Origin of the sequence: Streptomyces sp. NPDC059456 (assembly GCF_042750055.1) — a bacterium.
GTDB lineage: Bacteria > Actinomycetota > Actinomycetes > Streptomycetales > Streptomycetaceae > Streptomyces.
In genome coordinates, this window is sequence record NZ_JBHYVA010000218.1 from 1 (window position 1) to 11,974 (window position 11,974).

The following is an 11,974-nucleotide window of genomic DNA, read 5'->3' on the forward strand; positions in this document are numbered from 1 at the left end:
CCGGATCTCCGGTGCGGGGCCGCCGTGCGTGCTGCGCGTGCCGCCGCGGCCCGGTGCGGCTCAACGGGTGAGCTGCGGGGCGGCGATGACGACGGTGCCGTTGTCGCAGCCCATGTCCACCTTGACGCGCAGGCGCAGGGCGTCGGTGACGTCCACCGACTGCGTGGCCGGCTTGCCGAGCTCGACGAGCTCCGAGAAGGCCGCGGGCTTCCCGTCGAGCGAGATGCTGACCCGGCCCTTCGCGTTCGTGGAGCCGTCGTCGATGCCGGCGGTGAACTCCAGGTGCTTCCACTCGCGGTTGAGGTCGAACTCGGTGATCGCCTCGTCGTTGCAGTCCGGGTGCGCGATGAACGCAGCCCCGTACTGCTTGGTGTTGATCTTCGCGGCCCCGACGGTGAAGTTGCCCAGCCCGTCGATGGGCGTCAGCTGGGTCAGGTCGGCGGCCTTGATGCCGGGGGCGATGCCGCCCGGGCGGGTACCGCTCGCGGTGGGGTCGGGCGTCACCCCGGAGTCGTCGCTGCCGCTCGCGCTCGCGCTCTCGCTCGGTGAGGGGGCGGGCGTCGGGGACTGCTCGTCCGGGGTGGCCGCGTCGGAGGCGGAGCTGCCGCCCTTGCCCGCGGCCTGGTCGTCGCCCTTGTCCTTGGCCAGCAGCCGTACGCCGAGCACCGCGAGCGCCGCGATGACCAGGACGGTGGCCACCGAGCCCAGGACGATCGCGGCCCGGCGCTTCCCCGGCGCGGCGGTCCCGGGCGGCGGGGACTCGTGCAGGGGGTACGCCGGCCCGTACCCGGCGGGCACGTGCTCCGGCAGGGTCTGCGGCTGGGGTTGGTGCTGCGGCGACGGCTGCGGCGAGGGCTGCGGCCGGGCGTCCGCGGTCGGCGGGGGCGGGGAGTACACCGGCGTCTGCACCGGCGTGTGGGCCGGCGCCGTCGTCGCCGTCGGCGGCGCGCTCGCGGGCTGCGGAGGGACCGCGGGCTTGACCGGGACCGCCGCCGGGACCGCGTCCTGCACCGCCCGCTGCGAGGTGGCGGAGGTCGTGGACACGACCGCGTGCCGTACGTCCTTCATCCAGCCGGCCAGGCTGACGGGCCGCTGCGTCGGATCGCCCGCACAGACGGCGGTGATCCGCTCGCGCCGCTCGGCGTCCAGCACCGCGATCTGCGGCAGTGCCGCCATCGCCCGGGCCAGCTGCTCCGGGGAGTTGGGCGGCGATTCGCCGCTCAGCAGGAAGTACGCGATGGCCCCGAAGGCGTAGCGGTCCGCCGCCGGGGTGCGCTTGCCGTCGAAGACCTCGGGCGCCGCGTACCCGGGGGTGAACCAGACCTCCGCCGTCTGGTGGTCGGCGGTCAGCTTGCTGAGCCCGAAGTCCACCAGGGTGGCCTGCCCATGGCCGTCCACCATCACATTGCCCGGTGACAGGTCACCGTGGATGACCTGGCGCCCGGACGGGGTGGCCTTTCCGGAGTGCAGCCAGTCCAGGACGTCGGCCAGCTGCTCCAGCGTCCGCATCACCTCGCGCCGCTCGGCGGCGGTGGCGAGGGTGCGTTCGGCCCGCCAGTCGCGCAGGTCGAGCCCGTCGACGTGGTTCATCACGAGGACGAGGGCCCGCCCGGTCAGCGTCCCGGACTCGCCCGACCGGTGGATCGGCGGCCCCTCGAAGTGCTCCCGGACGCCGACGACGCCCGGGCGGTGCACGAAGCGCAGGAGCTCGGCCTGCTCGTTCCATTTGCGGCTGATCCGGTCGAACTCATCGGGCGTCATGGTCGTCTTGGAGTCGAGCACCTTGACGACCACCGGTTCGCTGCCGCCCGCGAGCTCGATCTCCGCGAGGTAGAGAACGGCCTCCCCGCCGCGCCCGATCGACCGGAGCAACCGGTACCGGTCGGCTGCCGCATCCGGCCCGATGTGCAGATTCTGGCTGGTCAATTTCCCCCCAGCGCCGATGCTTTGAGTGGGCATCAGTCTGGCGTGGCCGGAATCACACGGTCAATCGGAACGGTCAGTTTGCCTCGGGGCGGAAGAAGGCGAGGCGGGCCTTCTTCGCCGGCAGGTGGACCTCGGGCAGGTCGATCTCCGGAAGCTCGATCTCCGGGCCGAGCTCGAAACCGCAGCGCACCAGGCGGGCGATGGCCTTCTCGTTGCGCGCGTCGGGCTCCGCCACCACCCGGCGCGTGCTTGCCGCCGAGAGGACGTACGAGAGGAACGCCCCGATCAGGCCCGAGCTGAAGCCGCGCTCGGCCACACCGCGCGCCGGGCCGATCAGCAGGTGCACGCCGGTGTCGCCGGGCTGCACCTCGTAGCACTCGCTGATCCGGTCCTCGGCGCAGTCGTACGTCTGGAACAGCGCGACCGGCTCGCCGTCGCGGCGCGCCAGGAACGCGTGGTGGGTGGTGCGGCGGTCGACGTCCTCGTAGATCTCCCGGACGAGCTCGCGGCTGGCCTCGCCCATGCCCCAGAAGCGGGCCCGCTCCTCGGTGACCCAGGAGTGGATCAGCGCGGCGTCGGCGGCCGGGTCGACGGGGGTGAGGGTGATCGTGCCGAGGCCCTCGACGCGCTGGGAGTGGACGGGCCTCCGGGCGGAGGCGCTGTTGCCGGTCATACGGATTCCTTGGTGAGGAGGGTCCAGTCGGTGACGACGGGGACGAGATCGCACCGTGCCCAGAGCGGGAGCTGGTCGAGGTGGTGGGGGGACCCGCTCACGCCGTCCGCGCCGAGCGGGACCGCCCAGAGGCTGTCCTCGCGGCGGGCCAGGTCCCACACGTAGCGGGCCGCCGAAGCGCGGGCGGTGAGATCGGTGAAACCGGGCACGGTGGAGGTGGCGTTCACGCAGTCGTGGTCGCCGCCGAGGCCCGGCCACTGCGCGTCGGGGTCGGGCAGCGCCGACCAGGGCGCGAGGCGGTGCACCCGGGACCACGGCGTGTCGGGGGCGTCCGCGGCGGCGGTCTCCTCCAGGGCGGCGCGGACGTGGGCCGCCCGGTCGAGGCCCGGAAGCAGGGTGGTGGTCAGCAGGCCCTCCAGGGCGTAGCCGATGCGGGGGACCAGGTACAGCCAGGGGTGGAACACCTCGGGGCCGGTCGGCGCCCCCGCCAGCCCCGCGAGGGCGGGGTCGGCGGCGAAGCGGCGCACGACCCGGGCCCGGAACGCGGAGAAGACGGTGGCGTCGGTGCTCTCGGCGGCCATGTGCCGGTCCCAGGCGAGCAGTCGGGCGCGCAGCGCCAGCGCGGCCGGGGACAGGCCGTCCGGCCCGGGCAGCAGGGCCAGCAGGGGCGCGGCCGACGCCAGGTGGGTGTCCCGGTGTACGTCGGCCATCGCGTCCGGGGACCAGTCCGCCGAGCCGGAGAGCAGTTCGCGGATGCGGTCGGCGCGGTGCGGGGGCGCGAACTCCACGCCGAGCGGCGAGGCGATGCCGCGCGCGTTGGCCATCACGGCGAAGCCCTGCACGGGCTCGGCGGGGGTCTCGGCCCAGCCCTGCCAGGCGTACTGCGGGTCCCAGGCGGGCACGGGGCGCAGCCGGTTGGCCCGGTGGCGCAGCGGGACCGCGCCGGCCACCCGGTGCAGCAGGCCGCCCTCGGAGTCGGCGGCGTGGACGACGTTGACGGGCTCGGCCCAGCCGTCGAGGGCGCGGTCGATGTCCGCGACGGTACGGGCGCGCAGCAGGGCGGGCAGCACGGCGAAGCCGAGGTCGCGGCGGACGCGGGGCGGATAGCGGAGCGAGAGCGTCTGGTCGGCCGTGCCGCCGTGCGTGATCACCGGGCCGCGGGCGGTCTCCAGCACCTCGACCTCGACCGGGTCCGCGCCGGCGACGGTGATGGTCTCGGTGTGCCGGTGGACGGGCTCCCAGGTGCCGTCGGGGCCGAGGGCCTCGATACCGTCGCCCGCGCCGCCGTTCCAGGCCGGGCGCAGCTGCTCGACGTACAGGTCCTGGTAGTCGGCCATGGCGTTGGTGATCGCCCAGGCGGCGCTGCCGGTGTGCCCGAAGTGGCCCAGGCCCGGGATGCCGGGGACGGCCAGGCCGAGGACGTCGTACTCGGGGCAGGAGAGCCGGATCTGCTGGTAGACGCCCGGGTCCTCGATGAACCGGTGCGGATCGCCCGCGATGATCGCCGACCCGGTCCGGGTCCGGTCGCCCGGGACCAGCCAGCCGTTGCTGCCGGCGGTGCCGGGGCCGTCGGTGGCGAAGAGGGTCACGGCCTCGTCGCCGAGGGCGCGCGCCGCGCGCTCGCGCCACAGCTTCGTGGCGAACCCGGCGAAGAGGATGTGGGTGGCGGTCCAGATGCCCAGCGGGACCCACGGCTCCCAGGCGGTCGGGGTGTGGCCGGTGCGCGCGAACCGCTCGTCGCGGGCGGCGCCCGCGGCGAGCCCGTCGTTGACGCCGTCCACGTACGCCCCGACCCAGGCGGCGGTGCCGGGGTCGAGCGACTTGTGGCAGCGGCGGGCGGTGTCGGCGAGGCGGGACTGGCGGGCGAACCGGTCCCAGGCGACGGAGTCCGGGCCGAGGAAGGCGGCGCTGGAGCCCTGGGCGCGGTGGCGCTCGACCTCCAGCTGCCAGGCGCGGTCCAGGGCGGTGGCGCGGCCCTGCGCGTAGGCGAGGCGGTTGGCGTCGGGGGCGCGGAGGTGCGGGATGCCCCAGTCGTCCCGGTAGAGCTCGAAAGTTTCCGCGCCGGCCGCGTCGGCCGCGTCCGTGTTGGTCACAAGGCTCACACTCATCCCCCAGGGCATTTAGGTTAGGCTGCCCTAACTATAGGCTGATGGGGGAGGGGTGGTCGCACATGGCGGGCGTCGGCAAGGGATGGGAAGGCGTGGTCCTGCGGCTTCTGCGCGGCAAGGACTTCACGTTCACGGTCACGGGCGCCGAGGACGTCACGGAGCACTACCGGCGCGTGCACGTCACGGACGGCGGGCTGCTCGCCGCGGCCGGCGATTCGCTGCACCCGACGATGTGGGTGCGGCTGTGGTTCGACAACGCGGGCAAGCCGCACACCCGGGCCTACACCCTCGTCGACCCGGACCCGGCCGCGGGCACCTTCACCCTGGAGTTCGCCCTGCACGACGGCACGGCGAGCGAGTGGGCCCGGGCCGCCGTGCCCGGGGACACGATCGAGGCCACCGTCCAGGGCACCGGCTTCACCGCCCCGGCGCCGGAGCCGCAGCGGCTGCTGGTGATCGGCGACCCGGCCTCCGTCCCGGCGATCAACTCCCTGCTGGACGCCTACCCGCAGACCCCGGCCACGATCTGGCTGGAGACCCAGCACGCCTCCGACGCCGGCCTCCCGCTGCGCCTGGACCCGGCCCGGCACGACGTCCGGCCGATCGCCCGCTCGGGCCCGGCGCTGGTGGAACAGGTCAAGGCGCAGCTCCCGGAGCTCGTCGCCGACCCGGCGACGGCGTACGTCTGGCTGGCCTGCGACACGGCGACGACCCGCACGCTGACCACGTATCTGCGCAAGGACCTGGCCCTGCCCAAGCAGCGGGTGAACGGCCTGGGCTACTGGCGGGCCGCCTGACGTCAGGCTCCGGTGGCCCCGTCGATGGCCTCGCGCAGGAAGTCGGCGTGGCCGTTGTGGCGGGCGTACTCGTGGATCAGGTGGAGCATGACGAGGCGCAGCGAGGCCTCCTCCTGCCAACTCGCCACGTACGCCGTCACGTCGAGGGACTCGGCGGCCGCCTCGATGCGGCGCGCGTGCGCCACCTCCGCCTCCCAGGCGCCGAACGCCTCCTCGCGCGTGGCGCCGGAGGCGTCGTACGCCGCCTGGAAGTCATGGGTGTCGGACCAGAGGTGCGGGAGGTCCTCGCCGTTGACGGTCCGGCGGAACCACTGCCGCTCGACCTCGCCCATGTGCCGGACCAGCCCCAGCAGGGACAGGCCCGACGGCGGCATCGAGGGCCGCCGCAGCTCCTCGTCGGTGAGGCCCTCGCACTTCCAGGCGAGGGTGGCCCGGTGGTAGTCGAGGAATGCCCGCAGCGTCTCGCGCTCATCCCCGGTCAGGGGTGGTCCCGTTCGTTCCATCCCCCGATCTTGCCCGCACCGGGCGGGGCGGGGAAGGGCCGGCGGCGGAGGCGTACGGGCGGACGGGCGCGGGCGCGCGGGCTTGGGCGGACGGCCCCGGGCGGACGGGCTTGGGCGGGCGACCCCGGGCGGCCCCGGGCGGACGGCCCCGGGCGGGCGGGCCCGCGGCGCGCCGTGCCCGCTACCCCCGCGCCCGCCACACGTACGGCACCGTCGTGCCCAGTTCCTCGAAGCCCAGGCGCCGCAGGATCGGGCTGCTGTGCCGCGAGGCGTCGACCTGGAGGTAAGGGATGCCGCGGGCCGCGGCGATCCGGGCCCGGTGGGCGACCAGGAGGCGGTAGATGCCCCGGCCCCGCCATCCGGGGAGGGTGCCGCCGCCCCACAGGCCCGCGAAGGAGCAGCCCGGGCGCATCTCCATGCGGGCCGCGCTCACCGGGGTGTCCCCGGCCATCGCGACCACCGCCGCGACCCTCTCCGGCTCGTCCCGCAGCAGGGTGAGCAGCAGGTGCCGGATCCCGGGGCGCTGCACACCGAAGGCCCGGGCGTGGACCTCCATCATCAGGTCGACGCCCGCCTCGTCCGTCACCGTCCGCAGCGTGATCCCCTCCGGTGGCCGCACCGGCAGCGCGGCGAGCTCCTCGGTGCGGCCCACCAACAGGGTCTCGACCTCCTCCGGTACGAAGCCCGCCGCGCGCAGCCGGTCCCCGAGACCGGCCGGCCGGTCGTGGCCGTACAGCTTCCACTCGAACTCGCCGGCCCCGCACCCCGCGAAGTGCGCCACCTGCGCCGCGATCTCCGCGTCCGCCGTCTCCTCGTCGAGGTCCGACCAGAGGACGCCGTTCCACCCGGGCCCCTCCACGGTCTGCCGGACGACCGCCGCGGTCCGCTCCACCCGGGCCTGCGCACAGTCCGGCGGTGCGTCGCGGCGCATCTCCCGGTCGTAGGCGGCCCGCACCTTCACCAGTTCGTCCGGTTCTCTCGTCATCGGCCCAGCTCACCAGCCGTCCGGGCGGCCGCACAACTGCATTAGCCTCGGCCCGTGAACGACGACTCCATCTACACCGGCAAGGCCGGCCCGGACGCGGCGACCGACCGCGGCTGGCTCCTCGGCCACTTCAAGGACCCCGGCGATCCGCGCCACAGCACGGACGTGGAGATCAAGTGGGGGGTCCACCCGAAGGGCGACGAGCGGACCCGGTGGGTGCGGGGCGAACAGCGCACCGCACTCCAGGTGCTGATCAGCGGCCGCTTCCGGCTGGAGTTCCCCGGCCGGACCGTGGTCCTCGCCGAGCAGGGGGACTACGTCGTCTGGGGCCGCGGCGTCGACCACTCCTGGTACGCGGAGGAGGACGCGGTGGTGCTCACCGTGAGGTGGCCCTCCGTCCCGGGCTACCGGGCCGACGAGCCGATCGGCCCGTCGGGCGGATGACCCCGGTCCCGTACCGCGCCCGGCCCTGTGACGATGCACACGAAACGGGCCAACGATCACGAAACGCTGAGATCGTGGCGCTGTAGACCATCTCGGCCGGTCCCCGGGGCGACCCCCCGGGCCGTCGGCCGCGCCTTCACGAGTTCTAGCGTTCTTTGCGTCGGGCAGCTCCCGGTAAAGATCCGAACCACCAGGGAGCACGTCCGTTGGCAGTGATCGCACGGTGGTGCATGCGCCACCGACTGGTGGCCGTTCTCCTGTGGCTGCTCGCACTCGGCGGCACGGCCGTGGCCGCAGGGACCGCCGGATCGGCGTTCTCCAACGACTACGAGGTCCCCGGCACCGAGTCCAGCCGCGCCCACGCCCTCCTGCGCGAGGGCTTCCACGGCCAGGGCGGTGACACCGACACCATCGTGTGGCGGGCCCCGGAGCACCAGAGCGTCCGTTCCCCCGGTGTCGAGCAGCGCATGGCCCGGGCCCTCGACGCCGTCGCCGCGCTCCCCGGCGTCGGCTCGGTCGCCGGTCCCTACGGTCCCGGCCCGGAGAGCGCCGCACAGATCAGCCCCGACGGGCGCACCGCGTACGCCGTCGTGACGTTCGACCTGCAGGCCGACTCCGTACCCAAGGCGCAGGCCAAGGCCGTCGTCGCCGCCGCGAAGAACCCCGCCACCGAGGCGGACGGCCTCCAGGTCGAACTCGGCGGCCGGGCCATCGCCCTGACCGAGGCGCCCACGGCCCACATCGCCGAGGTCATCGGCGTGGCCGTGGCGGCGCTCGTCCTCTTCCTCGCCTTCGGCTCGCTCGCCGCGAGCCTGCTGCCCATCGCCACCGCCCTGGTCAGTGTGGGCACCGCCTATTTCGGCATCACCCTCCTCGGGCACGCGATGCCCGTCGCGGACTTCGCCCCGATGCTCGGCACCCTCGTCGGGCTCGGCGTGGGCATCGACTACGCGCTGTTCATCGTGACGCGGCACCGCAAGGGCCTGATGCGAGGCCTGCCGGTCGAGGAGGCCGCCGAGCGGGCCGTCGCCACCACGGGCCGGGCCGTCGTCTTCGCCGGGGCCACCGTCTGCATCGCGCTGCTCGGCATGCTGGTGCTGCGCCTGAACTTCCTCGACGGCGTCGCGATCGCCGCCTCCCTCACGGTGGTGCTGACGGTGGCCGCCTCGGTCACCCTGCTCCCGGCCCTCCTGTCGTACATCGGCATGCGGGCCCTCTCGCGCCGCGAACGGCGCCGGCTCGCCGCCGAGGGGCCGCGGCCCGAGACGCCCACCGGGTTCGCCGCCCGCTGGTCGGCCTTCGTGGAACGGCACCCCAAACTGCTCGGCGCCGTCGCCGCGCTGGTCATGGCGGCGCTCGCACTGCCCACCCTCTCGCTCCACCTGGGCACCTCCGACCAGGGCAACAACCCGGCGGGCTCCACCACCCGGCAGGCCTACGACCTCCTCGCCGAAGGGTTCGGGCCCGGCGTGAACGGCCCGCTCACCGTCGTGGCCCGCCTCGACGGGGCCGGGGACCGGCTCGCCGTCGAGCACCTCGCCGGAGCGCTGCGCACCACCGACGGCGTCGCGGCCGCCGGCCCGGCCGTGTTCAACCGGAGCGGGGACACCGCCGTCCTCACCGTCATACCGGACTCCGCCCCGCAGTCCCGGGCCACGAGCGAGCTCGTCACGACCCTGCGCGAGGACGTGATCCCGGGCGCCGGGCACCGCGACTCGATGACCGTCCACGTCGGCGGGGTGACCGCCGGCTACGACGACTTCGCCGACGTCATCGTCGGGAAACTGCCGCTGTTCGTCGGGGTGGTGATCACCCTCGGCTGCGTCCTGCTGCTGCTGGCCTTCCGGTCCCTCGGCATACCGCTCAAGGCCGCCGCCATGAACGTCGCGGCCGTCGCCTCCTCCTTCGGCGTCGTCGTCGCGATCTTCCAGTGGGGCTGGGGCAGCGAACTGCTGGGCCTGGGCAGCGCCGGCCCGATCGAGCCCTTCCTGCCGGTGATCATGGTGTCGGTGCTGTTCGGACTGTCCATGGACTACCAGGTGTTCCTGGTCAGCCGGATGTACGAGGAGTGGCTGGAGACGGGTGACAACCGGCGGGCCGTCCGCGTCGGCCTCGCCGAGACCAGCCGGGTGATCAACTCGGCCGCGGTCATCATGATCTCCGTCTTCCTGGCCTTCGTCCTCAGCGGCGACCGGATCATCGCGATGTTCGGCATCGCGCTCGCCTCGGCCGTCGCACTCGACGCCTTCGTCCTGCGCACCCTGCTCGTCCCGGCGCTGATGCACCTCCTCGGCAGCGCCAACTGGTGGCTCCCCGCCTGGCTGGACCGCCGACTGCCCAAGATCAGCATCGAGCCCCCGGAGTGCCGTCCGCGTGCGACACTTCCCGCGCAGCGGCCCGGTGCGGACCCCGCCACGAGCGAGGACGGCGCCGCGCCCGCCACCGCAACCCGGTGATCCGGCCACCCGCCGTACCAGACCCAAGGAAGAAACCGCATGTTCTCGATAGACCTCGCCGACGACGCCCGGCTGTTCCCGCTGGAGGTGTGGCACGCCGAGGAGTTCCTGGCGCACATGGACCGCGGCCGTGAGTTCATCGGCGAGCACATCGTCCTGGCCGACGTCGTCACCGACCTCGACTCGGCGCGCGGTTTCCTCTCCGCGTACGCGCAGAAGACGGCCGCCGACGGCGGGCGGATCTACGGCATCCGCGTGGGCGGCACCCTCGTCGGCGGGGTCCTCTTCCGGACCTTCGACGCGGCATCCGGCAACTGCGAGGTCGGCTGCTGGCTGGAGCCCGCGGCCGCCGGCCGGGGCCTGGTGACCCGGGCCTGCCGCGTCCTGATCGACTGGGCCTTCCACGAGCGCGGCATGCACCGGGCCGAGTGGCACGCCTCCTGCGCCAACAAGAAGAGCCTCGCCGTCGCCGAGCGCCTCGGCATGACCCGCGAAGGCGTCCTGCGCGAGAGCTACCCCCACCACGGAGCCCGCCAGGACACCGAGGTCTGGGCGGTCCTCGCCCACGAGTGGCCGCCTGCCCCCGGCGCCTGACACCACCCGCCGCGGCCCCCCTGCGGGGCCTGCGGCGAGCCCGCCCGGACCACCCCGGCGCCTTCTCAGAAACCTCTCAGACAAGCCGCCTACGGTGCCCCGCATGGACACCACGAAGACCGCCGACCCGACCGCTCCCGAGGCGGACACCGCCGAGCCCCAGGCCGCCGACGCCACCGAGGCCGAGGCCGACCGCAAGGACACCGCCGCCGAGACCGCCGAGGCCCCTGAGGCCTCCGAGTCCGACCTCTCCGACGAGGACCTGGACGAGGACGCCCTCCTCGACGAGCTCGACGACACCGGGAAGCAGTCCGAGGGCGTCGGCGCCGCGGCCTCCGCCGTCGTCGCGGCCGGTCTCGGGCTCGTCGCCCTCAGCGGCAGCTGGGTCTCGCGCGTCTTCGCGGAGCGCCAGACCCTCGTGGGCCAGATCGAGTCGGTCAACGCCGCCACCACCGAGGCCAAGATCGAGGCCCTGTACGGCGACGCCTGGCACCTCACCGCCCTCGTCAACGGCGTCCTGTCGACCCTGGCCCTGCTCCTCGCCGTCTTCGTGCTGGCCCGCCCCGCCTTCGGCGCCCCCGGCCGCACCCTCCCGGCCTGGGTCCGCGCCGTCTCCTGGGCCGCCGTCGCACTCGGCGCCCTGGGCGTACTGCTCTTCGGCCTCATGTACTTCGACATCCTGGCTCCCCTCCCGAAGGCCGCCTAGGACCTCCGCCCGACTGCCTAGGACCCCCTCCTAGGCACGTGCGGCCCCACCCGGGCCGGACCGGCCCCGGCCTAAGGACCCCCGCCCCGCGCAGATGCGGCATGCGCCCGATGCGCCGGCACCCCCTGGGCCGCGAATCTTGGACCACACCGAACGAGGTGCCCGAGAAACGCGAACCCAGGAGTCGAGATGTTCCAGTACGAGATCGCCGTCGCCCGCAGTGCCGAACTCATCCGCGAGGCCAAGGAGTACCGCCTCGTCCGGGAGGCCAGGAAGGCGCACCGCGCCTCCTCGCGCAGCCAGGAACCCGAAGGGCCGGTGAGCGGGCAGCGGAGCCGGTTCACCCGCGCCGCGTGACCCGCGGCACGAAGCGTGCGGACTGACGCGTGATGAGAAGCGCACCGATAACGAGTGCCGCCGGCCAGGACTCCTGTGCGATGCTCGGCGACGTGGAGACCAGATCTGTCAGCCCGGTGTTCGTCGGCCGAGCCGACGAACTGGCCGTACTCACCGACGCACTGGCCCGCGCAGCGGGCCGGGAGCCCCAGGCCATGCTCATCGGGGGCGAGGCCGGCGTCGGAAAGACCCGCCTCACCGAGGAGTTCATCGCCGAGGCGGCCCGCCGCGGCGCGGTCGTGGCCGTCGGGGGCTGTGTGGAGATCGGGGCGGAGGGCCTTCCCTTCGCCCCGGTCTCGACGGCACTGCGCATACTGCACCCCCGGCTCCCCGGGGGGCGGGGGGGGGGCGCGCGGGCGCGAGGGGGTGGCAAGGGCGCACACCAA

12 protein-coding genes are annotated in these 11,974 nt (G+C 74.2%); 7 read left to right on the top strand and 5 right to left on the bottom strand.

From position 1 onward, the window contains the following. Positions 1–60: 60 nt before the first annotated feature. The 3 genes from ACFXA3_RS20220 to ACFXA3_RS20230 all read right to left on the bottom strand — a co-directional run bounded on the left by ACFXA3_RS20220 (position 61) and on the right by ACFXA3_RS20230 (position 4,707). A complete protein-coding gene (locus tag ACFXA3_RS20220; protein WP_385188522.1) occupies positions 61–1,926 on the bottom strand; it encodes a protein kinase in 1,866 nt (621 codons plus the stop codon). A gap of 73 nt (positions 1,927–1,999) precedes the next feature. After that, positions 2,000–2,599 carry a GNAT family N-acetyltransferase gene (locus ACFXA3_RS20225; RefSeq protein ID WP_385188524.1) on the bottom strand — a complete coding sequence of 200 codons (600 nt, stop codon included), beginning with the start codon at positions 2,597–2,599 and terminating at the stop codon, positions 2,000–2,002. Next, complete coding sequence (locus ACFXA3_RS20230; RefSeq protein ID WP_385188526.1) at positions 2,596–4,707, bottom strand: penicillin acylase family protein; 2,112 nt, start codon at positions 4,705–4,707, stop codon at positions 2,596–2,598. Before ACFXA3_RS20230 ends, ACFXA3_RS20225 begins: the two co-directional genes overlap by 4 nt. 62 nt (positions 4,708–4,769) lie before the next feature. Here ACFXA3_RS20230 and ACFXA3_RS20235 point away from each other — a divergent pair, with 62 nt between their 5' ends. Beyond that, positions 4,770–5,504 carry a siderophore-interacting protein gene (locus tag ACFXA3_RS20235; RefSeq protein WP_385188540.1) on the top strand — a complete coding sequence of 245 codons (735 nt, stop codon included), beginning with the start codon at positions 4,770–4,772 and terminating at the stop codon, positions 5,502–5,504. Between the two features lie 2 nt (positions 5,505–5,506). Here the strand turns inward: ACFXA3_RS20235 and ACFXA3_RS20240 are convergent, their stop codons facing one another. Both ACFXA3_RS20240 and ACFXA3_RS20245 read right to left on the bottom strand, forming a co-directional pair. After that, positions 5,507–6,007, bottom strand: coding sequence for a DinB family protein (locus tag ACFXA3_RS20240; RefSeq protein WP_385188528.1), 501 nt, complete (start codon positions 6,005–6,007; stop codon positions 5,507–5,509). A 181-nt stretch (positions 6,008–6,188) separates the two neighbouring features. Next, positions 6,189–6,992, bottom strand: a complete 804-nt coding sequence (locus ACFXA3_RS20245) for a GNAT family N-acetyltransferase (RefSeq protein WP_385188529.1) — start codon at positions 6,990–6,992, stop codon at positions 6,189–6,191. A 54-nt stretch (positions 6,993–7,046) separates the two neighbouring features. On the opposite strand from ACFXA3_RS20245, the gene ACFXA3_RS20250 reads away from it, so the two are divergent. The 6 genes from ACFXA3_RS20250 to ACFXA3_RS20275 all read left to right on the top strand — a co-directional run. Further along, positions 7,047–7,436, top strand: coding sequence for a signal peptidase I (locus ACFXA3_RS20250; protein WP_385188531.1), 390 nt, complete (start codon positions 7,047–7,049; stop codon positions 7,434–7,436). Positions 7,437–7,642: 206 nt separating this feature from the next. Beyond that, positions 7,643–9,892: an MMPL family transporter gene (locus tag ACFXA3_RS20255; protein ID WP_385188533.1), complete on the top strand. Its 2,250-nt coding sequence runs from the start codon at positions 7,643–7,645 to the stop codon at positions 9,890–9,892. A gap of 39 nt (positions 9,893–9,931) precedes the next feature. Next, the gene (locus tag ACFXA3_RS20260) at positions 9,932–10,486 is read left to right on the top strand and encodes a GNAT family N-acetyltransferase (protein ID WP_385188534.1); all 555 of its coding nucleotides are present in this window, start codon (positions 9,932–9,934) and stop codon (positions 10,484–10,486) included. A gap of 103 nt (positions 10,487–10,589) precedes the next feature. Then, a complete protein-coding gene (locus ACFXA3_RS20265) occupies positions 10,590–11,192 on the top strand; it encodes a hypothetical protein (protein ID WP_385188535.1) in 603 nt (200 codons plus the stop codon). 189 nt (positions 11,193–11,381) lie between these two features. Continuing rightward, the gene (locus ACFXA3_RS20270; RefSeq protein WP_385188537.1) at positions 11,382–11,549 is read left to right on the top strand and encodes a hypothetical protein; all 168 of its coding nucleotides are present in this window, start codon (positions 11,382–11,384) and stop codon (positions 11,547–11,549) included. Between the two features lie 32 nt (positions 11,550–11,581). Then, a partial coding sequence (locus ACFXA3_RS20275; protein ID WP_385188538.1) for an ATP-binding protein occupies positions 11,582–11,974 on the top strand: 393 nt, incomplete at its 3' end.